Here is a 24,601-nt window from a genome sequence, read left to right as displayed (position 1 = left end):
ATTACCTCTGCGACATTTAGCAACAGATAAATGTCGCAGGTAATGTGGCACAGTTTGGTGTTCACACTAAACACTCATTTTTTTATTCCCTTTTTCTATTCGCTCTGACAAAGTACCGCACAAAATTATTAGATCGGTATCGATTACCCTGCGGAGCCAATATGACCCTCGGATCGGCAAAGTGGCTGGGACTCAGCTACTTCACCTATTTTTTCTGTTACGGCATCTATCTGCCATTCTGGAGCGTGTGGCTCAAAGGCATCGGACTGGATGCTGAGAAAATCGGTCTGATGATCGGTTGCGGCATGGTGGCGCGTTTTGTCGGCAGTTTGCTCATTGCCTCGCAGGTGAAAACACCTTCCCATTTGATTCGTGCACTGCGCCTGCTGGCGCTGATGACCTGCCTGTTTGCGCTGGGCTTCTGGCTCGGTGGCCAGTGGCTGTGGCTGCTGCTGGTGATGATCGGTTTTAACCTGTTCTTTTCTCCGCTGGTGCCGTTAAGCGATGCGCTGGCCGCCACCTGGACGCAACAAATTGGCCTGGCCTATGGCCCGGTACGCTTATGGGGTTCACTGGCGTTTGTCATCAGCTCCGCACTGACGGGGATGCTGGTCAGCGCCTTCTCATCGCAGGCGATTCTGTTGCTGTTATCTGTCGGCGTGCTGTCGATGCTGGCCGGTATGATGCTGCCACCGCACACCCGTCCACAGGGCGATGCCCGCCATGGCGCGGGTGGTGGCTGGTCTGCCTGGCGTGATTTGCTGCGGGAAAATGCCGTCTGGCGTTTTATGTTGTGCGTCACCCTGATGCAGGGAGCGCACGCGGCTTATTACAGCTTCAGCGCCATCTGGTGGCAGGAGGCAGGCTATTCCGCCGCCATCGTCGGCTATCTGTGGTCACTGGGGGTGGTGGCCGAAATTGTGGTGTTCGCGCTCAGCAATCGCCTGTTCCGCCGCTGGACCGCGCGCGACCTGCTGCTGCTCTCCTGCGTTTGCGCGCTGGTGCGCTGGACGCTACTCGGTTCCAGCACCGCACTGCCACTGTTGATCGTGGCGCAGATTCTGCATTGCGGCAGTTTTACCATCTGTCATCTGGCGGCGATGCGCTTTATCGCTGCACGTAAAGGTGCCGAAGTCATCCGCCTGCAATCGCTTTACTCGGCGCTGGCGATGGGCGGCGGTATCGCGGTGATGACCATGATTTGTGGCGTGCTGTTTACTCACCTGCAGGGACATCTGTTCTGGGTGATGGCGCTGGTGGCACTGCCGGCGCTGTTTTTGCGTCCACGCGCGGCTTAAGACTCCAGCAACTGACGGATGCGGCGCTGCTGGTACTCGCTCAGCGGCAGCTCCGCATGAATTAAGGTTGGTGAAAACAACGGTAACGAGGTCGCGTACGGAGAGATCACCAGCGCGATATCACGCGGTGCGCCGTGCTGCTGAAACTGCTGCATGTCCTGATAAGTGATGTTGATTGGCAGCAGCGTCAGTTCGCGAATGTGCTGCTCCAGCAATTGTTCCAGGCTGGCATCTTCGCCAGTCAGCATCAGGACCTGCTTCTCCTGTAATGCGTTCTCCTGCATCAGCCAGGCACCGAACAATACCGCCACCAGGCTCACCTCTTCGGCGCTGAAGCGGGTAGCAAATTGCTGCGCGAAGTCATCCAGCGCCTGTTCCGTGGTACGCAGCAGGCGTGGATAGAGCCGTGCGACATCCAGCGCCACGCTGTTATCAATACCGATGGCAAAATGGCTGCGGTCCAGCGCCTGCGCCAGATGGGTAAAAAGCTGTTGTTTTAACTCTTCCGGATGATTGATACGTGTCTGTGCCAGTTGTTCAAAACGGCTGATCAGCGCTTCAATTGCCTGCATCAGGATTTGCGCCTGCGGGTGCTGCAACTGGTTGCCGTCCGGTGCGTGGATCAGGCTAAACAGCAATGTCCAGAAATCGGCCTCGCTGGCATCCGGCACCAGATGGCAACGTTTTTGCCAGTGGTGGATCACATCGTCCGCAGCTTCCCGCTCCGCTTTCTCCGCCAGCCAGGCGCGCTGCGCCGGGTTAAACAACGCATTCTGGCGCTGGCACAGGGCATACTTCATAAAGATTTGCAGAAACAGCCGATCGCGCTGACTGAAGTTGCGATTAAGCCGCAGGCTGCAATGCTGAATCAGCGCCTGCAAGTTGGTCTCATCCCACAACGCTTTTTCAATCTTCAGCACTTTCAGGCGCTGACGCAGCACCGGGGCAAAGTGTTCACAAACAAAATCCTGCGACAGGCGCAATGCGCGTCGCAGCCAATGAAGCAGGCATAAGCGCCTGTCCAGTTCCGTTCCATGTACGCGAAAGCTGCCATCAACCATCTGGTGTAGCTCCAGTTGATGATAACGCTGTATCTCGTCACTGACATCCGCGATATCCTGTCGGGCGACAACAGGGTCCACGCCATTTAACTGGCAGAGCTTTTCAAGCGTCAGCGCGGGAGCGGGCAGAAATAGCAGCAGTAGCAGATGGCAACGACGTTGGGAACGGCTGAAGAGTGGTGCAGAAGAGGACGCAGAACTCATCAATGGTCATTCCAGCAGGTCATTTTTGAGCTAAGAATAGTCAACTCCGCGCGGTAACCCTGCACTTTGTCGTGACTTTTATTCAGAGCTTTAAAGCGGGTCACAGTTTTTCTGGACCACTGGAATCTGCACCTTTTAATTGTTACTTTATAACGTTATGAAAATCGCGCTTTTTACCCTGATGCTGCTGTTTAGTGGCGTAGCCTGGTCACATCCGCATAGCTTTATTGATATGAAAACTGAGCTGATCACCGAAAATGATCATCTGACCGGATTCAAAATGGTCTGGACGATGGACGAAATCACCTCCGCCGATCTGCTATACGATGCCGGTAAAGCCGAGCCGGGTAGCGTGGTGTGGAAAAAACTTGCAGCGCAGGTGATGGCTAACGTGCTGGGTCAGCACTATTTCACCGAAGTGTGGCAGGGGAAAAAGCGGGTGAAATTCCTCAATTTGCCGAAGGAATACCAGCTGTCGCGCAACGGTAATAAAGCGGTGCTGGAGTTCATTCTGCCGTTGGGGGAGCCACAATCCCTGAGCGCGAGCCAGTATCGTATCCTCACCTTTGACCCAAGCTATTTCGTTGACATGTACTACGACAACGCCCAGGCGCTGACCATGCCGGATGCGCTGAAATCGCGCTGCCAGCTGGATCTGCATACGCCAAAACCTGACGACTCGCTGAAACAATATGCGCTGTCGCTCGATAAAGCCGATGCTCCCCCCGAGGATATGGATCTCGGGCAGCAGTTCGCACAGACGGTGACGCTGACATGTCATTGATTTCACTGCCTTCCCGCTCACGTCATTTATGGCCATTGTGGCTGCTGGCGCTGGTTTTGCTGCTGGCAGGGGGATTGCTGTGGCAATTCTGGCCGCAGATTTTGCTGCAAAGTGTTATCTGGCAAAAAGTGCTGAACCGCGAAATGACGCAACTGCTACAGCAGGTGGCTGAACAGCCGCATCAGGCCGGTTTTACCCTGATGTTATTCAGCCTGGCTTACGGTGTGCTGCATGCGTTGGGGCCGGGACACGGCAAGGTGGTGATCAGCACCTTCCTCGCCACTCATCCGGCACGCTTAAAAACCAGCATGAAGCTGACGTTACTGGCGGCGCTGTTGCAGGGGGGCGTGGCGATCGGGCTGGTGACGGTGATGCTGGTGGTGCTCCAGACATCCTCGCGTCAGCTGCATCTCGGTAGCTACTGGCTGGAGAAGGGCAGTTACCTGCTGGTGATAGCGCTGGGCATGTGGGTTGGCTGGCGGGCGCTACGGGCGCTGTGGGCAGCATTAAAGCCTGCGCCCCGTATGCAGATTCATGCCATCCGGCCACATCATCAGCATGATGAACATTGTGGTTGCGGCCACGCACATCTGCCTTCTCCCGCGCAGATGGAGCAGGCGGTGAGCGGTAAAACGCAGGCGCTGGTGGTGTTCTCGATGGGGTTACGACCCTGTTCCGGTGCCATTATGATGCTGTTGTTTGCCAAAGTGATTAACGTTTATGTCTGGGGTGTGGCATCGGCTATCGCCATGGCGATGGGCACCGCAGTGACGGTGTCGGCGATGGGTTTACTGGTGCAGCGTTCGCGTAAACTGGCGGAAAAACTGGGCAGCGCCAGCCCGGCAGGGCGACAGGCGAAAGTCCTGATGCCAATGCTGGCATTGTTTGGCAGTGTGATTTTGCTGATGGCGGGTGCGGTGCTGTGGCAAAGCGCACAGCCGATGATGAGCAGTGGCCTGCGGCCATTTTAGGACGAAAAAAGCCGGAAGGATCGTTAAGATCGCTTCCGGCTTGTTTTATAACAACTCTATTGCTTCGGATATTTTTACCTTTAGCATTTCAATATTTTTTGCTGAACTATTGTAGGCGGGACATTCCCAATCATAATTTTTTATCAATGACACAAAAAACTTCCCATTAATATCAAACGATGGTCTCCACCCCACATCCAAAATAAAACCACCTGGGAATTCAACCTGAAGCATATCTTCTTTTAAATCATCAATATAGTTATCTAAGGATTTCCTTTCATCAATATGAAAGTCATCAAACGTAACTTTGCCATCCTTAGAAGATAAATCAATATTAATCACTTAATTAACCTCGAAAACTCATTCAATGAAATAGGATGACCATGGATTGTTCCTCCGCTTTTCTCAACCCTTAGCCATCGACTTTCCTTACCTTCACTAGCACCAATAACCTCATCCATTTCTTTAACTTTCCATGATTTTCCATTAGTCACGGACTGTCCATTTTTATAGACAGAACGTTCAAGTGATTCAATATCAGTACCTGGTTTGTATTTTGCGGGGCCGGATTTTGTCGACTTAATAACATCTCTCCAGGTCGAGTTTTTTGGTGCTACATGCTTATACCCATGAGGAGTCCAATTAGGCTCATCTTCTTGTGAACATTTCCTTTGCAACCCCAGCGGATCGATCCAGCTGAACGGATTCGGCGCATACTGATAAAGATTCCAGCCCCCCGCCAGCCCTATCGGGTCCTGGACCGTAAACCGTCCCACCTGCGGGTCATAATACCGGAACAGATTATAGTGCAGTCCGGTTTCCCGGTCGGCGTACTGTCCGGCGTAGCGCAGCGGCTGATGATGCAGCGACGTCAGCCCGGACAGGCGGTAAAAGCCTTCCGTCTGCCTGCTGACCTCGCCAAAGCTGCCGTACTGCCCGCTCCAGCGCACCGCGCCCTCTGCATCCGTCACCTCCAGCGGCGCACCGTTCAGGTCCGTGCTGAACCAGAATATCTCTCCCTGCGCGGCATCCTGCTGATGGTCGATTCGCGCCAGCGGGCTCCAGGTTTCTGCCGGGTCATAAACATAGGTCTGGCGGCTGCCGTTCGCCTGCTGCCTGGCGTTTAAACGTCTTCAAAGCATGAATCAATAGCAGTATGAAATGTAACCTCAATAGGTGGTATTTATACTAACCAATAAGATAAGCGGAACACCCCTGAAAACTAAAGAATTCAACATTTAACTTAAACGAAAAACTTCCTGATTCCTGAGAAAAGACAAACAACGATTCCTCACCCTTTTCTATAGACGCAGGCATAAAATCAGCACAATACCAATTAGAAACAACCACATCACCTGGGTTACATGCATTAAGCTTTATGCTGACAACGTTGTAATCCTTTCCCCACACACCCCATTTTTTTGTTTCAACGCATGGTTTTTCCTTAGTGTGTATTGTCAACCCTATATGACCACCAGAACCAAAAGTAACATCACCAATTAATAGGTCACCTGTAATTCCATTAGGGTATAGGGATTTTAAAAAGGGATTGCTTTCAACTAAATCTAAAATATTCATAAGTCCTCACTCAGAAATTATAATGGCCATGTGTACCCGGGAAGTCCCCGGTTTTCAAGTTATCAGATGGCCTAATGTTGAAGTGTGGCTCTAAACCATGCCCCTTAGTTGCTTTGAAATGGCCCAAGCTATGCTCCTGTATAAATACGCGATCACCATTATTATTGTTAAATTCATACTGTCTTGTTTTAACAATCTGGCCATTTTCTCCCATGATGACTTTTCCATTCCCATCTAACAATTCAGGTTTAGATATATCTACAGGATGTTGGCTATTCGGTATTCCAGCATCACGCTTAGCCTGTCTGAATGCATCACGGCGGCTTACACCTTCAAATGTAGTCTTCTTATTTGGACCGCATGCATTAAGGCCCCAGGGATCCACCCACCCCAGAGGATTCGGCGCATACTGATAAAGATTCCAGCCCCCCGCCAGCCCTATCGGGTCCTGGACCGTAAACCGTCCCACCTGCGGGTCATAATACCGGAACAGATTATAATGCAGTCCGGTTTCCCGGTCGGCGTATTGTCCGGCGTAGCGCAGCGGCTGATGATGCAGCGACGTCAGCCCGGACAGGCGGTAGAAGCCTTCCGTCTGCCTGCTGACCTCGCCAAAGCTGCCGTACTGCCCGCTCCAGCGCACCGCGCCCCCGGCATCTGTCACTTCCAGCGGCGCACCGTTCAGGTCCGTGCTGAACCAGAATATCTCTCCCTGCACGGCATCCTGCTGATGGTCGATACGCGCCAGCGGGCTCCAGGTTTCTGCCGGGTCATAAACATAGGTCTGGCGATGATGGCTTCCTTAAATTACAACACCGACCGGATGTACCTCACGTCTAAAAAATAACTAATTATTCATCTCACTAATTTTTGGTTTCCATACATTTATCCATTGCCTTTCCAGTTCTGGCGAGTAGTTTCTGATAATGTAAAGGTCACTTTCATCTTTGTGTGATGAAAAGCATTGATTAATACAATTAATCATCCAGGATAAAAAATCTTTTAATTCGTTATCACACCCATTTTCTTTTTTAAATAGCATGCAATTTTCAATTAATTCTTCTAATAAAGAACTTTCGAACAATGAGTCCTCAAATAATGAGTAACAAAAAGTCCCCTCAATAAGATCGTCCCTATTTTTGAGTATTTCTTCTTTAAGAGCACTATTCATCTAACACCCCGGGCCTTTTCTCTTGGTTGCTTTAGCAGATTTCTTCTCATTATAAGATCCATCTAGATTAAAAACGCCCTTAGACTTATCCAGTGAAGAAAATGTCTCATAATGATCTTTATGTAGATTATCCATATAGAAATAATCTCCATTTTTAAAGGTAATATCTTCAACTTTAACTTTGGCGGAAATCCTGTAAATCTCAGCCCCCTGATATTTTTTTCCTGTTTTTTGTGCTGCATCCCCTATTATATCTATAAAACTCAATCCGAAAGGATCCACCCACCCCAGTGGATTCGGCGCATACTGATAAAGATTCCAGCCCCCCGCCAGCCCTATCGGGTCCTGGACCGTAAACCGTCCCACCTGCGGGTCATAATACCGGAACAGATTATAGTGCAGTCCGGTTTCCCGGTCGGCGTATTGTCCGGCGTAGCGCAGCGGCTGATGATGCAGCGACGTCAGCCCGGACAGGCGGTAGAAGCCTTCCGTCTGCCTGCTGACCTCGCCAAAGCTGCCGTACTGCCCGCTCCAGCGCACCGCGCCCCCGGCATCTGTCACTTCCAGCGGCGCACCGTTCAGGTCCGTGCTGAACCAGAATATCTCTCCCTGCACGGCATCCTGCTGATGGTCGATACGCGCCAGCGGGCTCCAGGTTTCTGCCGGATCATAAACATAGGTCTGGCGGCTGCCGTTCGCCTGCTGCTCCTGTAACAGGCGATAGCCCTGCCACAGAAAGCCGGTTTCCTGCTCAGCCTGTCCGCTGTTCACCACCTTGCGCGTACGTCTGCCCAGCGCATCGTAATGATAATGCGCGGTAAACTGACCCTGCGGGCCGCTGCCGCTGGCGGTTATCAGCCGGTTTTCCGCGTCGTAAGTAAAATGCTGCTCATACTGGCCGCTGCGGCGACGGATGAGGTTGCCCCACGCGTCGTATTTCATCAACAGCTGCTGCCACTGCCGCAGACGGTTATCCCTCACCGCGACGGAAGCCTGCTCCTCATCCACCAGGTTGTCGGCAGCATCGTAGCGGAACCAGCGGCTGGCGTGGCCCTGCCGGGCTTCGTAATGCTTCAGCAGGCGGCCTTCGGCGTCATAGCCGTAGTCCACCTGGCCGCGCAGCGTGTCGTGAATACCCGCCAGCTCACCCCGCGCGCAGTAGCGGAAGGCGCGCGACAGGATATCTTTTTCCGGCAGCGCCCCCCCGTCTGTCACCGCGCTCTGCTGCCGGGTGCGGCGGCCGAGGCTGTCGTACTCCCGGTTCTGCCAGCGTGCCCCCTGGCTGCGCCGGGTTTCCCGGTGCAGCCGGTCACGGGTAAATTCACTCACCTGCTGCCGGTTAAAACGTATGGCGCTGACGTGGCCGGAGCCGTAATGCAGCCAGCTCAGCTGCTGCCCGTCCGGCAGCGTCAGGCCGGTGAGGTTGTTCAGCTCATCCCACTGATAATCCAGCGTGCCGCTGCGGCCTGATTCACTCAGCAGACGGCCTGACGCATCGCGCCGGAACAGGATTTCATCCGCTTCGATACCCAGCTCACTGCCTTCTGCTGTGGGCGTGCGCGTCACGCTGACCAGCTGACCGGCACGGTCATGCCGGTAACGATATCCGGCATGGCGGTGGCTGCGTCCGGTCAGCAGGCCGCTGTCGTCATAGTGAAACTGCTGAATACGACGCGGCAGTCCGCCATCCGGGCCGGGCATGCCGTCTTCCCGCATCGCGCTGAGCAGGCCGCGCTCGTCCCACTGCCACAGCCGTTCGGTTTCATCCGGGCGCACTTCGCGTAACGGACGACCGGCGGCGTCATAGTCAAAACGGTATTCGCCCCCGTTGCCGTTCTCCAGCCGCAGCAGGTTGCCGCGCGGATCATAATGCCAGCGCCGCGTGCGTCCGAGCCGATCGGTCTGGCTGACGGGCAGACCCGCGACGTTGTAAGCCCAGCGGATTTCACTGTCCAGCGTGTCGCGCCAGGCACTCAGCTGACCGCGCGGGTTCCATATCAGCGTTTCACGGCTGCCGTCGGGATGAATCAGGGTGCACAGCTGCCCGGCGCTGTTCCACTCGCGCTGCGTCACGTTGCCTTCCGCGTCTTCGCTGCGGATAAGCTGGCCGAAACGGTCATAGCTGAAGCGGGTGACGCTGCCGGAGCAGTCGGTGCGCTGCGTCAGCAGCCCCTGACGGTTCCACGTCAGCCGCACCACGCCGCCAGCCGCATCGGTCACGCTTTCTGGCAGCGTTTCTTCCCCGTCCGGGTAGTGATAAACCGTGGCGTGGCCGGAGGCGTCGGTTTCCGACAGCAGGCGTCCGGCCGCATCGTAAATGCTCTGCGTGCTGGTCTGGTCGGGATGGCGGATGCGGGTGATAAGGTCGGTCTGGCGATGCCAGTGATATTCCGTATGACGTCCGGCCGGATCGGTCTCTGCAGTCATGCGGCCGTATTTATCCCAGCGGCTGCGACGCATCGCGCCGCCCGGCAGGATGACATCGCACAGCTCACCGTCGGCATAGATCAGGGTGGTCTGGCGGCCATCAAAATCGGTGAAACGGGCAACGTTATCGTCGTCGTCAATCAGCCAGTGCGCCTGCGCGCCATCGTCACGCAGCGCCCGCCGCGTGCCTGCGGCGAAATCGTAGCTGAATGCGAGCTGTTCGCCGCCGTTGTGGCGGAAGGCGACCACCCGCGGCAGGTCGTCAATTTCCTGCCAGCGATATTCACTCAGCAGGCCGCTGGCATCCTCATGGGCGATCATCAGCCCGTCACGCCACTGAAAACGACGGCGCACGCTACCGCCCCGGCCGGTTACGCAAACAAGCTGGTGCTGATCATCGTAAGCGTAACTGACCAGGCACACGTCGTCATCCAGCCAGGCGCCCGTCAGGCGGCCCGCGTCATAACGACAGACCACGGTTTGCCCGGCGCTGTCCGTTAAGGCGTGCAGGGTGCGATCGGCGTTCCAGGTGAACAGGATGTCATTGCCACCGCGATCACTCAGGCGCAGCGGCAGGGAAGGGGCATCATCGGTCAGTGGCGGGAAGTGCCAGCGCTCGCCGCTGATGTCATAAACTGACCAGCTGTCATCCTGGTGATGTTCCAGCCACTGTTTTTCATCGGCACACCAGGTGCGATGGCCCCGGGGTACCCGGGGAAAAGAAATGAAGTCGCCGGAGGGGGCACGCCATACCAGGCCATCCTGATAACGCTGCAGCCGGGTTTCCCAGAACAGATTCCAGCCCCGGCCCAGTACGCTGTCGCCGGGATTACCGCTGCGCCAGTAGCGCTGCCAGCGCACCGGCAGGCGGGAAGGCAGCACAAAGTCCAGCTCGTCATCGCCGCTGAGAAACTTCTGGCCGCTGACGATATCCACCGGGCGGGCAATAATCCCTGCCGCCGCCGCGCCGGTCATCAGCACCCCGGCCCGGCAGGCAATACGCGCCAGTTTGTTGATGCCCGGCAGCCTGCTCAGTAATTTGCTCAGCGCGCCGGTCTTCCCGGCCACGCCGCCCCAGCCGCCGGCGAATCCGGCAAACAGCAGCGTCAGATCTGAGAATTTATATAACCATGCAGGGACTTCAGGTTCGATTGGCAGGGTCTGCTGTGCAGCACCACCGATAAACACGTTGGCGGAGCCGGTCATCACCTTTGCATCGCAGGTGGTATGGTCCCCGAGGCGGGCGGCAGGCATGCCGTTGATAAAGACGCTGGACGATCCTTCCGCCATCTGCTCCGAACCGTCGTCAGAACAGTCCACTTCGCTGTAAGTGGCGACCGCCGCAGGCTGACCATTGATAAAAACATCGGCGGAGCCGGTGGTGATGGTGCCTTCTTTCGACATGCTGGCGGCACCGGCTTCGGCAATGCCATCGCGGGCTGCCGTCGCCAGTTCCCCCGTGATCCAGCCGACCGCCACGCTGGCACCGATCAGCAGAACACCCACGCCGAGACAGGCTGCGCCCAGCCCGGCAATCATCAGTGCGCCCGAGGCAATCCCCCCGACCGCCGCAATCAATCCGCCAATCAGCGTGCCGCCAATCATGCCCGCAAGGGCATGAGAATGCCCGATGTCGTCCCCGACGCGTGCAGCTTCAAACATAACAACATTCCTTATCGTTAAGCGTGAAAACGGAAGCTCCTGAGCAGGGAGGCAAAACGCGACGTGTCCGTATCGCTCAGTACATCCATCGAAGTCATGGTGAACAGCAGCACTCTTTATCGTAAAGAAATTAAGCGCTTTCACTATGCTTAAAACATAAGGGAGTCTCTCATATGCAGGCGGCATTGAATACAATTTAAACTGAACTAAAGGTCAGCTGACTGGCTAATGGACATAAAAAAACTCCGTAATCCCGGAGAGATTACGGAGTTTTGCAGGACTGGCGGACCATTTGCAGATCATCCGCCTTTTGATAGTTAGCGCTTGAGGGCTTCGCTCAGTTCTTCACGCATGTTGGAAAGCAGTGCTTTCACGACGCGCGGGTTACCGGCCACGATGTTACCGGACATCAGATAGCCATGGCCGCCAGTGAAGTCAGTCACCAGACCGCCCGCTTCACGTACCAGCAGTTCACCGGCAGCGAAATCCCACGGCTTCAGGCCAATTTCGAAGTAGCCATCAACACGGCCTGCGGCTACGTAAGCCAGGTCCAGTGCGGCAGAACCGGTACGACGGAAGTCAGCGCACTGGGTGAACAGTTTACCCACCAGATTGATGTAGGTTTGGGCATGCTGTTTCAGTTTGAACGGGAAACCCGTCGCCAGAATGGTGCCATCCAGATCGCGAGCGGTGCTGCCGCGCAGGCGGTAACCGTTCAGCTGCGCGCCCTGACCACGTACGGCGGTGAACAGTTCGTTGCGCATTGGATCGTAAACCACAGCAACTTCGGTGCGGCCTTTGATGCGCACAGCGATAGAAACTGAGAAGTGGGGGAGGCGTTTGATAAAGTTGGTGGTGCCATCCAGAGGATCGATTACCCATTGAATGTCCTGATCGTCGCCCGCCAGTTCACCGCTTTCTTCGGTGATGATGGTGTGTTGCGGGTATGACTTGCGAATCACTTCGACAATCAGACGTTCTGCGTCGCGGTCAACATTGGTGACGAAATCGTTGCTGCCTTTCTGGCTGGCTTCGACAGCGTCCGGGGTTTCATAATTTTTTGCAATTAAATTTCCGGCCTTGCGCGCAGCGCGCACGGCGATGTTGAGCATCGGATGCATCGGTATCTCTCGCTGGATGTTAAAGAACAGGGAAAACGGCGCGGAGTATAGCAGTGCATTCGGTAAATGTCCTGCTTTTATGTTAGGATCGCGCCATCATTTTCTTACCTGCTCCTATTATGCTGCAAAATATCCGAATTGTACTGGTTGAAACCTCCCACACCGGCAACATGGGCTCGGTGGCCCGTGCCATGAAAACCATGGGCCTGAGTAACCTTTACCTGGTCAACCCGCTGGTGAAGCCTGATTCTCAGGCGATCTCACTGGCTGCGGGTGCCAGCGACGTGATTGGCAATGCGCAAATTGTCGATACGCTGGATGAAGCCATCGCAGGTTGTAGCTTGGTGGTTGGCACCAGCGCACGTTCACGTTCGCTGCCGTGGCCAATGCTGGATTCGCGTGAATGCGGCATCAAAAGCGTCGAAGAGGGCCAGCAGGCACCGGTTGCGCTGGTGTTTGGGCGTGAGCGCGTTGGGCTGACCAACGAAGAACTGCAAAAGTGTCATTATCACGTGGCGATTCAGGCTAACCCGGAATACAGCTCGCTGAATTTGGCGATGGCGGTGCAGATCATTGCCTATGAAGTGCGCATGGCCTGGCTGGAAGAGCAGGAGAAGGCCACACCGAAGCCGCAGTTTGAAGAATCCCCTTATCCACTGGTGGATGATCTGGAACGCTTCTACCAGCACATGGAACAGATGATGCTGAACAGCGGCTTTATCCGTGAAGGCAATCCCGGCCAGGTGATGAGCAAGCTGCGTCGTCTTTATACCCGTGCACGCCCGGAGCGTGATGAACTGAATATTCTGCGCGGCATGCTGGCGTCGTTCGAAAAACGTAAAGGTAGTGAGGGTAATAGTTGAGTAAATTGCTCAGTTAAATAGTTGAGCAAATTACTCGGTTAAATAGTTGACCAATTTACTCGGGAATGTCAGACTAGCGGCCATTCATCAGATACCCGCCGATAACCGACGGACGCTTACGAGGTTGTATGCTATGAGACTGACATCCAAAGGACGTTATGCCGTTACCGCTATGCTGGACGTTGCCCTGCACTCGCACGAGGGGCCGGTGCCGCTGGCTGATATTTCTGAGCGTCAGGGCATTTCGTTGTCCTATCTGGAACAGTTATTCTCGCGTCTGCGTAAACATGGTCTGGTTGCCAGCGTGCGTGGTCCGGGCGGCGGTTATCTGTTAGGTAAAGATGCTGGCGCGATTGCCGTTGGCGCGGTGATCACTGCGGTTGACGAATCCGTTGATGCCACTAAATGCCAGGGTAAAGAAGGTTGCCAGGGCGGTGAACGTTGCCTGACTCACGTGCTGTGGCGTGACCTGAGTGAACGCATCAGCGAATTCCTCAACAACATCACGCTGGCGGAATTGGTTAACAATCAGGAAATTCTTGATGTGGCCGATCGTCAGAATGCGATCGACAATCGTCGCTTCCAGAATCACCGCGTGCAGGAAACCATCAACGTTAATCTGCGTGCCTGATCCTGCCTCCTTCGGCCTTTCCTGCTAACGCAGGGAAGGCTGAATCATGCTATAAAGTCGTATGATTTTTTATACGGAGCTTTAGCGCAATGAAATTACCGATCTACCTGGATTACGCGGCCACCACGCCAGCGGATCCGCGTGTTGCCACCAGAATGATGCAGTTCCTCACCCTGGATGGCACGTTCGGTAACCCCGCTTCCCGTTCTCACCGTTTTGGCTGGCAGGCTGAAGAAGCTGTCGATGTTGCTCGCAACCAGGTTGCCGAGCTGGTTAATGCCGATCCGCGTGAAATCGTTTTTACCTCCGGTGCCACTGAAGCTGACAACCTTGCGATCAAAGGTGCCGCTCTGTCGCATCAGGCACGCGGCAAACATATCATCACCAGTCAGACCGAACATAAAGCGGTGCTCGATAGCTGTCATCAGTTGGAGCGCGAAGGCTTTGAGGTCACCTATCTGCAACCCGGTCACGATGGCATCGTCACGCCTGAGATGCTGGCTGCGGCGTTGCGTGCTGACACCGTTCTGGTCTCGCTGATGCATGTTAACAATGAAACCGGTGTAATTCAGGATATCGCTGCACTCGGTGCCTTGTGCCGTGAGCACGACATTCTGTTTCACGTTGATGCGACGCAAAGCGTCGGCAAACTGCCGATTGATGTCAGCACGCTGCCGGTGGATTTGATGTCTTTCTCCGCGCACAAAATTTACGGTCCGAAAGGCATCGGCGCGCTTTGGGTACGCCGTAAACCGCGTCTGCTGATTGATGCGCAGATGCATGGCGGTGGTCACGAGCGCGGCATGCGATCTGGTACCTTGCCGGTACATCAGATTGTCGGCATGGGCGAGGCCTATCGTATCGCGCGGGAAGAGATGAGCACGGAAGTTGCACGCCTGGCGACGTTACGCCAGCGTTTGTGGCAGGGCATCAGCGCACTCAGCGATGTGACGCTGAACGGTTCCCTGCAGCAGGGCGCACCCAATATCCTCAATATCAGTTTTGCCCACGTTGAAGGTGAATCGCTGATTATGGCGCTGAAAGATCTGGCGCTTTCGTCCGGTTCTGCCTGTACCTCGGCCAGCCTCGAACCCTCTTATGTGCTGCGCGCCATGGGCGTTGAGCAGGAGCTGGCACACAGCTCGCTGCGTTTTTCGCTCGGACGCTTTACCACCGAAGAGGAAATTGATTACGCCATCGAGCTGGTCAACAAAGCGGTAACCCGTCTGCGGGCGTTGATGCCTGCGGCCAATACCCGCTAACTATCTGTTAAACAGCATCATTCCGCTGGTCTGGCGGAAGGTGATAACTCACGCATACGGAGCCACGCGATGACAACACAACCGATGACAATTACGCTCAGCTCCCAGGCCGCCGATGCGCGCTGGGGTGAAAAAGCGTTGCTGAGCAGCAATGACAGTGGCATGACCCTTCACCTCACCGGCACCGATGTGCTGCTGAGCATTCAGCGCGCGGCGCGCAAACTCGATGGCCAGGGCATTCGCCATGTCGCCTTAAGCGGCGAAGGCTGGGACCTGGAAAAATGCTGGGCATTCTGGCAGGGCTACCGTGGTCCGAAAGGCACGCGTCAGGTGGAATGGCCAGCACTGGGCGAGCATGAGCAGAGCGAATTTGATCGCCGCCTGAAGATTGTTGACTGGGTGCGCAACACCATCAACTTACCGGCAGAAGACCTCAGCCCGGAACAGCTGGCACACGGCGCCATTGACCTGATCTCTGATGTGGGTGGCAATGCCGTAAGCTACCGCATTACCAAAGGTGAAGATCTGCGCGAGCAGGGCTACCTGGGTATCCATACCGTGGGTCGTGGTTCAACCCGCCCTCCGGTGCTGCTGGCACTGGATTACAATCCCGGCGGTGATGAAAATACCCCGGTGTATGCCTGCCTGGTGGGTAAAGGCATCACCTTTGATACCGGTGGTTACAGCCTGAAGCAGAGCAGCTTTATGGACTCGATGAAGTCCGACATGGGCGGTGCCGCTACCGTTACGGGTGCACTGGCGCTGGCCATTTCCCGTGGTCTGAACAAACGCGTGAAGTTGTATCTGTGCTGCGCCGACAACATGGTCAGCGGCAATGCCTTCCGTCTGGGCGACATCATTCATTACCGCAATGGCAAAACCGTTGAAGTGATGAACACCGATGCGGAAGGACGTCTGGTACTGGCAGATGGCCTGATCGACGCCAGCGCACAAAATCCTGAGTTGCTGATTGATGCAGCGACACTGACCGGTGCGGCGAAAACCGCGCTCGGCAATGATTACCATGCGCTGTTCACTTTTGATGACGTGCTGGCTCAGTCGCTGCTGGGCAGTGCCGCCGGTGAAAACGAAGCGTTCTGGCGTCTGCCGCTGGCGGAATTCCATCGCAGCCATCTGCCGTCAAACTTTGCCGATCTGAACAATATCGCCAGCCCGGCACATTCCGCCGGTGCCAGCAGTGCCGCGGCGTTCCTGTCGCATTTCGTCAGCAAATATCAGCAGGGCTGGCTGCATATCGACTGCTCAGCGACCTATCGCAAAAGCGCGGTGGAACAGTGGTCAGCTGGCGCAACCGGCCTCGGTGTGCGTACCATCGCGAATCTGTTGCTGAAATAACGTTCAGTTACGTAGCGGCGCGATTTATCGCGCGGGTTTGAACATGACGCGCGATAAATCGAAGCAGTGAGACACGTATTTTTGGAAAAAAACCATGAGTAACCGTCTTGAAGAGGTGCTGAAGCTGGCGGCCACTGAGCCTGCGCACCGTCCGGAATTTTTTCAGCTGTTGCTGGAAGCTGATGTCTGGGTGCCGGGTGAAAGCAGCGCGCAGCAGTTCGATGCCACCACACCGATTGATTTGCAGCACTGGGAAAAGGAAGAGGGCGGTAGCGTCATTCCGTTTTTCACGTCTGAACAGGCGATGAGTGAAGCGATCAAGGATGAACAGGCTTACCTGCGCTTGCCAGCGCGGACGTTGTTCGAAATGACGCTGGGCGAAACCCTGTTTCTCAACCCGAAGTTGCCGGTAGGGAAAGAGTTTTCAGCCGGTGAGATTGCCCATCTGCTGGGTGAAGAGGGCAGTGCGCTTAGTCAGCAAACGGTGCTGGAAGGCGGCCATGCTTTGCTGCTATCTGAAGTGGCTGAACCACCCGCTCAGATGATCGACTCGCTGACGCAGTTGTTCGCTAAATATAAACAGGTACGCCGCGCGTATATTGCCAGCATTCGTGAACAGGCGGGCGACGCGCCGAATCTGCTGATTGGCATTGAAGCGGATAGCGATATTGAGCAGATTATTCAGGCGGCAGGCAGCGTGGCGACCGATACACTGACGGATGACGCACCGATTGATCTCTGTGAAGTGGTGAGCGGCGAGCATGGCGTGAGCCATTTCTTTACCGCCCATATCACGCCTTTTTATGAACGTCGCTGGGGCAGTTTCCTGCGCGATTTCAAAGGCAGCCAGCGGATTATCTGAGTAAGCGCAGCAGGTGCACACAAATGTGCACCCTACGATTGTCGGGTCGGCATTGATGCCGACCCGGATAAAACACGACGATGATTATTATTTTTCGATCGGTAAATCGTCGCGGCTGCCCCATTCGCCCCAGGAGCCGTCATACAAGGCGACATTCCGCACGCCGAGCGACGTCAGCGCCAGAATCACCACCACCGCCGTCACCCCCGAACCGCAGCTGGCAATCACCGGTTGATCCAGTTTCACGCCCGCTTTATCAAACTCGCTGCGCAGTTCAGCCGCAGGCTTGAGTGCGCCGTTAGCCACCAGATTATTCCACGGCACGTTGAGGCTGTTGGGGATATGCCCACGAAGCAGGCCGGGGCGGGGTTCATCCACTTCAGCGTTAAAGCGATTGGCCGCACGGGCATCGACAATCTGCGCTCCCCCTTCATGGCTTACCAGCAGTACATCGGTCAGACGTTTCACCTGGCTGGCGTCGTACTTCGCTTCAAATTCCCCTTCCGCCAGCGAAGCCGGACCATTGGCAATGGTAAAGCCCGCCGCTTTCCAGCCCGCCAAGCCTCCCGCCAGAATCGACACATTAAGGCAGCCAAAGGCACGCAGCATCCACCATGCCCGGGGTGCGGAGAACAGGTTACCTTCGTCGTACACCACCAGGTGCTTATCCTGGCTGACACCCAACTCGCGCATCGCGACGGCAAAGGCTTCGGCACGCGGCATCATATGCGGGTAGGGGCTGGTGTGATCGGAAAGGGCTTCAATATTAAAGAAGGGGGCATCAGGCAGATGGCCTGCCAGATACTCGGCCTGAATATCACGCACGGCTTCCTGGCCAGGTGGCAGCATACGGGCATCCAGCACCTGGAGGGTTTCCTCGGTGTAATGTTCATTTAACCAGTCAGCGGATACAAACAGGGGAGCTGTCATAGCAACCTCTTCTCATCAATCAGGAAAGCCCTCAGTGTCCGGGAATGTGCAGGCTATCTCAAGGGCTGATAAGGCGAAAGTTGAAGATGGTCATCAGGATATGGCACATTTTTAAACGGTCTGCCCCGACAGAAATCAATTATTTTCAATAATTCCTACGATCGGCAATAGGCAACGCCCGGCGATGTCCCTATAATCGCCCCGTTTTCTTACCGGGCAGGTTCCCGGTTTCTTCAGAATGGCTATGCCGTAAAAACAGAGGTCAACATGGCAATCGAACGTACTTTCTCAATCGTTAAACCAAACGCCGTCGCTAAGAACGTGATTGGTGCTATCTACAACCGTTTTGAAAGCGCGGGCTTCAAAATCGTTGGCGCAAAAATGCTGCACCTGACCAAAGAGCAGGCTGAAGGCTTCTACGCTGAGCACAAAGGCCGTCCGTTCTTTGATGGTCTGGTTGAATTCATGACTTCTGGTCCGGTTGTGGTTTCTGTTCTGGAAGGCGAAAACGCCGTTCAGCGTCACCGTGATCTGATGGGTGCAACCAACCCGGACAACGCGCTGGCTGGTACTCTGCGTGCTGACTACGCTGATAGCTTCACCGAGAACGCGACCCACGGTTCTGATTCTGCAGAATCAGCTGCCCGTGAAATCGCTTACTTCTTCGCTGAGAACGAAGTCTGCCCGCGCACTCGCTAAGGTGACGAAAGGTTTACACCTTTTAACCTGGCGTAAACCGTTCCCCCTGGCATCATGCCACAGATGTAGTACAATTATGCGCCCTTGTTGAGCTCACTCAGCAAGGGCGTAGTTTTTTTCCTATTCTTAACCAGAGCCATAACGTGTAACAACGAGGCCAGAGAACATTATGTCCGAACAGATTGTGACGCCGTCGTCCGCTTCCCCCGTGGTTGTTTCCCCGAAAAACGAAAAAATTAACCTGCTGGATCTTAACCGTCAGCAGATGCGCGAATTCTTTGTTTCGCTGGGTGAAAAGCCCTTCCGCGCCGATCAGGTGATGAAGTGGATGTATCACTACTGCTGCGATGATTTCGAGCAGATGACAGACATCAACAAAGTGTTGCGTGGCAAGTTGATGCAGCTCACTGAGATTCGCGCACCGGAAGTGGCGGAAGAGAAACGTTCCAGTGATGGCACCATCAAATGGGCGATTCGCGTCGGCGACCAATTGGTCGAAACTGTGTATATCCCGGAAGATGACCGCGCCACACTGTGCGTCTCTTCGCAGGTAGGATGTGCGCTGGAATGCAAATTCTGTTCGACGGCGCAGCAGGGTTTTAACCGTAACCTGCGCGTTTCGGAAATCATTGGCCAGGTGTGGCGCGCGGCGAAAATTATCGGTGCGGCCAAAGTGACGGGTCAGCGTCCGATCACCAACGTGGTGATGATGGGCATGGGTGAACCGTTGCTTAACCTCAACAACGTGGTTCCGGCCATGGAAATCATGCTGGATGACTTCGGCTTTGGCTTGTCTAAGCGTCGCGTCACGCTGTCGACCTCAGGCGTGGTTCCGGCCCTCGATAAGCTGGGCGATATGATTGACGTCGCGCTGGCTATCTCGCTGCATGCGCCAAACGACACGCTGCGTGACGATATCGTGCCGATTAACAAGAAATACAACATCGAAACCTTCCTCGGTGCGGTGAAACGTTACCTGGAGAAATCCAATGCCAACCAGGGACGCGTCACGATTGAGTACGTGATGCTGGATCATGTTAATGACAGCACGGATGATGCCCATCAACTGGCCGAGCTGCTGAAAGATACGCCGTGCAAAATCAACCTGATTCCGTGGAACCCCTTCCCGGGCGCGCCTTATGGCCGTAGCTCCAACAGCCGTGTCGATCGCTTCTCTAAGGTATTGATGGAATACGGTTTCACCACCATCGTGCGTAAAACCCGTGGTGATGATATCGATGCAGCCTGTGGTCAGCTGGCCGGTGATGTGATCGACCGTACCAAGCGTACGATGCGCAAAAAGATGGCCGGTGAAGCCATCTCTGTGAAGGCGCTCTGAAAGTCAGCGCCTGGTGATGTTCACCGGGCGCAACTCATGTCAGTCTCTCCCGCCTGAATGATTCAGGGAGAACGGACGATGAGTAAGGGATTACCCGCAGTGGTGTTGGCTGGCTTTGTTGTAACCGGGTGTGTCAGTGAACCCACGCGTCAGGGAGCGGCAGATATTCGGCTGCAACTTGGATTGCACTATCTGGCGGTGAAAGATTTTTCGGCAGCGCAGCGTAATTTGCTGCGAGCACAACAGGCTGCGCCGCAGGATTATCGTGTATCGCTGGCGCTTGCGCGCGTGGCTCAGGCGCAGCAGAATATCGCGCAAACACGTTGGTACTACCAGCGTGCGCAACAACTGGCCCCGGCCAATGGTTATGTGGCTAACAATTACGGTGCGTTTCTCTGCGGTTTGAGGCAGTATGACGAATCGCATCAACAGTTTAAGCTGGCAGCTGATGCGCAGGAACCCGATGCTCGTCAGGATGCTTTGCTGTTTTCGGGCTATTGTTACCTGCAGGCAGGCGATTATGCCGCTGCACGGAAGCAATTAACTCACGCACTGGATGCAGCACCGCAGCTGGGTAATCAACTGCTGACGGAGGCGGAAAGGCAATCTGAACAGCAAGCGTGGGACAAGGTTTCACTGCTCTTAGAGATTTACCACCTTAAGCTGCCCGCCAGTGCCGACAGCTTAGGGTTACAGATACGTTTCGCCGCGCAACAGGGAAACGCTGCTGACGTTACACGTTATGGCGACCGGTTGGCGCGAAGTTTTCCACAATCGATACAGTACCAGCGTTATTTAGCTAATGAATACTGAAGCCACTCAAGAGAAATCTGCAGTACATTCCACAGGTGAACGCCTGCGTCTGGCCCGTGAGCAGATGGGGCTGACCCAGCAAAACGTCGCTGAACGCCTGTGCCTGAAACTTTCAACCGTACGCGACATTGAAGAGGACAAATCGCCTGCTGATTTAGCTTCGACTTTCCTGCGCGGTTATATTCGCTCCTATGCCCGTCTGGTTCATGTACCGGAAGATGACCTGTTGCCGATGATGGCGAAACAGGCACCGGTTCGTGCGGCCAAAATCGAGCCGATGCAGAGCTTCTCGTTGGGTAAACGACGCAAGAAACGTGATGGCTGGCTGATGATCTTCACCTGGCTGGTGATCTTCGTGGTGATCGGTCTGACCGGTGCCTGGTGGTGGCAGAATCATAAAGCCTCACAGGAAGATTTGGTGTCGATGGCTGACCAAAACGGCAGCAACAGCGGTGACAACAGCCAGTCGATTCCGCTGGGTGATAACAGCAGCAACGACGCACCCACTGATGCCGACACCAACGCCGCAGGCACCCCTATCGATAACGGTGCCGGTGCGGTAGCTACCCCGAATACCAACACCAGCGCGCCTGCTGCGACCAGCAATCCGCCTGCAACGACCACTGCACCCGCTGCGCAGAGCAGCGACAATGCCGTGGTCGCGCCAAGCCAGGCACCGGTCGATACCACGCCGCCTCCGGCAACGTCTCCTGCTCCGGCGAATAGCGTCGCAGGTCAGCTGCCGACCGGTAGCGCGGGCGTCAGCCAGACGTCAGCCGATCCTAATGCGCTGGTGATGAACTTCAATGCGGATTGCTGGCTGGAAGTCACCGACGCCACCGGTAAAAAGCTGTTCAGCGGCCTGCAACGTAGCGGCGGTAAGCTGAGTCTGTCAGGTCAGGCTCCGTATCGTCTGAAAATTGGCGCGCCAGCCGCTGTTCAGGTGCAATATCAGAATCAGCCCGTTGATTTAAGCCGTTTTATCCGTAATAACCAGGTTGCCCGTCTGACAGTCGGTGCGCAATAACGCGCATCGCGCTTGCCGGGCAATTGTGGAGAGAGAATATGCATAACGAAGCACCCATTATCCGTCGCAAATCAACGCGGATTTACGTCGGCAAGGTGCCAGTCGGCGACGGTGCGCCTATTGCCGTTCAGTCGATGACCAACACCCGTACCACGGATGTTGCCGCCACGGTCAATCAGATCAAAGCGCTGGAGCGCGTCGGCGTCGATATCGTCCGCGTCTCAGTGCCGACCATGGACGCGGCTGAAGCTTTCAAACTGATTAAGCAGCAGGTTAATGTGCCGCTGGTAGCGGATATTCACTTTGACTATCGCATCGCGCTGAAAGTCGCCGAATATGGCGTAGATTGTCTGCGAATCAACCCAGGCAACATCGGCAATAACGAGCGTATCCGTCAGGTGGTGGATTGCGCGCGTCACTACAATATTCCGATCCGTATCGGTGTGAATGCCGGTTCGCTGGAAAAAGATCTGCAGGAAAAGTACGGTGAGCCAACGCCGCAGGCGCTGCTCGAATCCGCTATGCGCCATGTGGATCACCTCGATCGTCTCAACTTTGATCAGTTCAAAGTCAGTGTTAAAGCCTCCGATGTCTTCCTTGCGGTTGAATCCTATCGTTTACTGGCGAAAGCCATTGATCAGCCTCTGCATCTCGGCATCACCGAGGCGGGTGGCGCGCGCGCGGGTGCAGTGAAATCCGCCATTGGTTTAGGCTTGCTGCTGTCAGAGGGGATTGGCGATACGCTGCGTATCTCGCTGGCCGCCGATCCGGTGGAGGAGGTTAAAGTCGGTTATGACATCCTCAAATCCCTGCGCATTCGTTCCCGTGGTATCAACTTTATTGCCTGTCCGACCTGTTCACGTCAGGAGTTCGACGTGATTGGCACGGTAAACGCACTGGAAGAACGCCTCGAAGACATCATCACGCCGATGGATGTCTCGATCATTGGCTGCGTGGTCAATGGACCAGGCGAAGCCACGGTTTCGACGCTGGGCGTCACCGGTGGCAACAAAAAGAGTGGTTTCTACGAAGATGGCGTGCGCCAGCGTGACCGTCTCGATAACCAGGACATGATCGACCAGCTGGAAGCACGTATCCGCGCTAAGGCATCAATGCTGGACGAAAGCCGCCGCATCAACGTGCAGCAGCTGGAAAAATAAGGGAAGGTGCGCGCCTGCCGCGTGCCAGTTTGTGATTGAACCTGTGCGGTTTCATCCTCATAAGGTATGATGCCGGACAGGTTTTTTTGTCTTAAGAGATTTTAACGTGGCGAAGAATATTCAAGCGATTCGCGGGATGAACGATTACCTGCCTGCGGATACCGCAGTTTGGCAACGTATCGAAGGCACGCTTAAGCAGGTGCTGGCCAGCTATGGTTACAGTGAAATCCGCCTGCCGATCGTTGAGCAGACCCCGCTGTTCAGCCGCGCAATTGGTGAAGTCACCGACGTGGTTGAAAAAGAGATGTACTCCTTCGAGGATCGCAATGGTGAAAGCCTGACGCTGCGTCCGGAAGGGACGGCAGGCTGCGTGCGTGCCGGTATCGAGCACGGTTTGCTCTACAACCAGGAGCAGCGCCTGTGGTACATGGGGCCGATGTTCCGCTACGAACGTCCGCAGAAAGGCCGTTATCGTCAGTTCCATCAGATGGGCGCGGAAGTCTTCGGCCTGCAGGGACCGGATGTTGACGCCGAGCTGATCATGATGACCGCACGCTGGTGGAAAGCGCTGGGTATTGCCGAGCACGTCCAGCTGGAACTGAACTCTATCGGTTCACTCGACGCGCGTGCCAACTACCGTGACGCCCTGGTGGCTTTCCTCGAACAGCATAAAGAGGTGCTGGACGAAGACTGCAAACGTCGCATGTACACCAATCCGCTACGCGTACTCGATAGTAAAAACCCGGATATTCAAAAGCTGTTGAATGATGCACCGACGCTGGGTGACTTCCTTGATGAAGATTCCCGCGCGCACTTCAGCGGCCTGTGTGCTCTGCTGGACGATGCCGGTATCAGCTACACCATTAACCAACGTCTGGTGCGTGGCCTCGACTATTACAACCGTACCGTGTTTGAGTGGGTGACCAGTGCGCTTGGCTCCCAGGGCACCGTGTGTGGTGGTGGCCGTTACGATGGTCTGGTTGAACAACTGGGTGGACGTCCGACGCCGGCTGTCGGTTTTGCCATGGGTATGGAACGTCTGGTGCTGCTGGTGCAGGCAGTTAACCCGGAATTTGAACCGACGCGCATTGTTGATGTCTATGTTATCGCTTCGGGGCAGGGCGTTCAGTCCGCCGCGATGCAACTGGCGGAAAAACTGCGTGATGCAAACCCACAACTGAAGCTGATGACTAACTTCGGTGGTGGTAACTTCAAGAAGCAGTTTGCCCGTGCAGACAAGTGGGGCGCGCGCATTGCGCTGGTGCTGGGCGAAGATGAAGTGAAAACCGGCCAGGTGGTGATTAAAGACCTGCGTACCGGCGATCAGCAGACGCTGGCCCAGAGTGAAGCCAGTGCTACGTTGCGCACGTTGTTGCCGTAAG

General features: G+C 55.3%; 21 protein-coding genes and 2 pseudogenes. 14 read left to right on the top strand and 9 right to left on the bottom strand.

All coding sequences use genetic code 11. The features are described 5' to 3' along the window. Positions 1 to 161: 161 nt before the first annotated feature. Positions 162 to 1,298 (top strand): 3-phenylpropionate MFS transporter, encoded by a 1,137-nt coding sequence (locus HA50_RS14665; protein WP_084876324.1) that lies wholly within the window; start codon positions 162 to 164, stop codon positions 1,296 to 1,298. Here the strand turns inward: HA50_RS14665 and csiE are convergent. Further along, entirely contained in the window at positions 1,295 to 2,563 is a 1,269-nt protein-coding gene (gene csiE, locus HA50_RS14660) for a stationary phase inducible protein CsiE (protein WP_084876323.1), read from the bottom strand. The genes HA50_RS14665 and csiE overlap by 4 nt on opposite strands. Positions 2,564 to 2,720: 157 nt before the next feature. Between csiE and HA50_RS14655 the strand changes: the two genes are divergently transcribed. Both HA50_RS14655 and HA50_RS14650 read left to right on the top strand, forming a co-directional pair. After that, positions 2,721 to 3,347 (top strand): DUF1007 family protein, encoded by a 627-nt coding sequence (locus HA50_RS14655; protein ID WP_084876322.1) that lies wholly within the window; start codon positions 2,721 to 2,723, stop codon positions 3,345 to 3,347. Next, positions 3,338 to 4,318 carry a nickel/cobalt transporter gene (locus HA50_RS14650; RefSeq protein WP_084876321.1) on the top strand — a complete coding sequence of 327 codons (981 nt, stop codon included), beginning with the start codon at positions 3,338 to 3,340 and terminating at the stop codon, positions 4,316 to 4,318. Before HA50_RS14655 ends, HA50_RS14650 begins: the two co-directional genes overlap by 10 nt. A gap of 45 nt (positions 4,319 to 4,363) precedes the next feature. Here HA50_RS14650 and HA50_RS14645 read toward each other — a convergent pair whose 3' ends face one another. The 7 genes and pseudogenes from HA50_RS14645 to suhB all read right to left on the bottom strand — a co-directional run bounded on the left by HA50_RS14645 (position 4,364) and on the right by suhB (position 12,277). After that, entirely contained in the window at positions 4,364 to 4,660 is a 297-nt protein-coding gene (locus HA50_RS14645; RefSeq protein WP_244193584.1) for a hypothetical protein, read from the bottom strand. Between the two features lie 332 nt (positions 4,661 to 4,992). Then, positions 4,993 to 5,448 (bottom strand): annotated as a pseudogene (locus HA50_RS32275) (RHS repeat-associated core domain-containing protein); the annotation flags it as partial. Between the two features lie 58 nt (positions 5,449 to 5,506). Continuing rightward, positions 5,507 to 5,896: a hypothetical protein gene (locus tag HA50_RS31110; protein WP_139810934.1), complete on the bottom strand. Its 390-nt coding sequence runs from the start codon at positions 5,894 to 5,896 to the stop codon at positions 5,507 to 5,509. 10 nt (positions 5,897 to 5,906) lie between these two features. After that, positions 5,907 to 6,686 (bottom strand): annotated as a pseudogene (locus HA50_RS14635) (RHS repeat-associated core domain-containing protein); the annotation flags it as partial. Positions 6,687 to 6,743: 57 nt separating this feature from the next. Further along, positions 6,744 to 7,067, bottom strand: a complete 324-nt coding sequence (locus tag HA50_RS14630; protein WP_084876319.1) for a hypothetical protein — start codon at positions 7,065 to 7,067, stop codon at positions 6,744 to 6,746. Beyond that, entirely contained in the window at positions 7,068 to 11,156 is a 4,089-nt protein-coding gene (locus tag HA50_RS14625) for an RHS repeat-associated core domain-containing protein (RefSeq protein WP_084876318.1), read from the bottom strand. A 317-nt stretch (positions 11,157 to 11,473) separates the two neighbouring features. After that, positions 11,474 to 12,277 (bottom strand): inositol-1-monophosphatase, encoded by an 804-nt coding sequence (suhB, locus tag HA50_RS14620; RefSeq protein WP_084876317.1) that lies wholly within the window; start codon positions 12,275 to 12,277, stop codon positions 11,474 to 11,476. A 119-nt stretch (positions 12,278 to 12,396) separates the two neighbouring features. Between suhB and trmJ the strand changes: the two genes are divergently transcribed. From trmJ to sseB, 5 genes are all read left to right on the top strand, one after another. Next, a complete protein-coding gene (gene trmJ / locus HA50_RS14615) occupies positions 12,397 to 13,140 on the top strand; it encodes a tRNA (cytosine(32)/uridine(32)-2'-O)-methyltransferase TrmJ (RefSeq protein ID WP_084876316.1) in 744 nt (247 codons plus the stop codon). A gap of 133 nt (positions 13,141 to 13,273) precedes the next feature. Continuing rightward, positions 13,274 to 13,771: a Fe-S cluster assembly transcriptional regulator IscR gene (gene iscR, locus HA50_RS14610; RefSeq protein ID WP_084876315.1), complete on the top strand. Its 498-nt coding sequence runs from the start codon at positions 13,274 to 13,276 to the stop codon at positions 13,769 to 13,771. Positions 13,772 to 13,860: 89 nt separating this feature from the next. After that, positions 13,861 to 15,033, top strand: coding sequence for an IscS subfamily cysteine desulfurase (locus HA50_RS14605; protein ID WP_084876314.1), 1,173 nt, complete (start codon positions 13,861 to 13,863; stop codon positions 15,031 to 15,033). A 69-nt stretch (positions 15,034 to 15,102) separates the two neighbouring features. Further along, a complete protein-coding gene (gene pepB, locus HA50_RS14600; protein WP_084876313.1) occupies positions 15,103 to 16,389 on the top strand; it encodes an aminopeptidase PepB in 1,287 nt (428 codons plus the stop codon). A 94-nt stretch (positions 16,390 to 16,483) separates the two neighbouring features. Next, the gene (sseB, locus tag HA50_RS14595) at positions 16,484 to 17,251 is read left to right on the top strand and encodes an enhanced serine sensitivity protein SseB (RefSeq protein ID WP_084876312.1); all 768 of its coding nucleotides are present in this window, start codon (positions 16,484 to 16,486) and stop codon (positions 17,249 to 17,251) included. 87 nt (positions 17,252 to 17,338) lie between these two features. Here the strand turns inward: sseB and sseA are convergent, their stop codons facing one another. Continuing rightward, positions 17,339 to 18,181: a 3-mercaptopyruvate sulfurtransferase gene (gene sseA / locus HA50_RS14590; RefSeq protein ID WP_084876311.1), complete on the bottom strand. Its 843-nt coding sequence runs from the start codon at positions 18,179 to 18,181 to the stop codon at positions 17,339 to 17,341. A gap of 267 nt (positions 18,182 to 18,448) precedes the next feature. Here sseA and ndk point away from each other — a divergent pair, with 267 nt between their 5' ends. The 6 genes from ndk to hisS all read left to right on the top strand — a co-directional run bounded on the left by ndk (position 18,449) and on the right by hisS (position 24,600). Beyond that, positions 18,449 to 18,880 (top strand): nucleoside-diphosphate kinase, encoded by a 432-nt coding sequence (ndk, locus tag HA50_RS14585; RefSeq protein ID WP_007884899.1) that lies wholly within the window; start codon positions 18,449 to 18,451, stop codon positions 18,878 to 18,880. A gap of 169 nt (positions 18,881 to 19,049) precedes the next feature. After that, positions 19,050 to 20,219, top strand: a complete 1,170-nt coding sequence (gene rlmN / locus HA50_RS14580) for a dual-specificity RNA methyltransferase RlmN (protein ID WP_084876310.1) — start codon at positions 19,050 to 19,052, stop codon at positions 20,217 to 20,219. A 78-nt stretch (positions 20,220 to 20,297) separates the two neighbouring features. After that, complete coding sequence (gene pilW / locus HA50_RS14575; RefSeq protein ID WP_084876309.1) at positions 20,298 to 21,032, top strand: type IV pilus biogenesis/stability protein PilW; 735 nt, start codon at positions 20,298 to 20,300, stop codon at positions 21,030 to 21,032. Next, complete coding sequence (gene rodZ / locus HA50_RS14570) at positions 21,022 to 22,059, top strand: cytoskeleton protein RodZ (protein ID WP_084876308.1); 1,038 nt, start codon at positions 21,022 to 21,024, stop codon at positions 22,057 to 22,059. The genes pilW and rodZ overlap by 11 nt, the downstream gene beginning before the upstream one ends. A 38-nt stretch (positions 22,060 to 22,097) precedes the next feature. After that, the gene (gene ispG / locus HA50_RS14565; protein WP_084876307.1) at positions 22,098 to 23,219 is read left to right on the top strand and encodes a flavodoxin-dependent (E)-4-hydroxy-3-methylbut-2-enyl-diphosphate synthase; all 1,122 of its coding nucleotides are present in this window, start codon (positions 22,098 to 22,100) and stop codon (positions 23,217 to 23,219) included. 106 nt (positions 23,220 to 23,325) lie between these two features. After that, positions 23,326 to 24,600 (top strand): histidine--tRNA ligase, encoded by a 1,275-nt coding sequence (hisS, locus tag HA50_RS14560; RefSeq protein WP_084876306.1) that lies wholly within the window; start codon positions 23,326 to 23,328, stop codon positions 24,598 to 24,600. The last annotated feature ends 1 nt before the right edge of the window (position 24,601 follow it).

The organism is Pantoea cypripedii (assembly GCF_002095535.1).
Taxonomy (GTDB): domain Bacteria; phylum Pseudomonadota; class Gammaproteobacteria; order Enterobacterales; family Enterobacteriaceae; genus Pantoea; species Pantoea cypripedii.
This window is presented reverse-complemented; position numbering and strand designations above follow the sequence as displayed.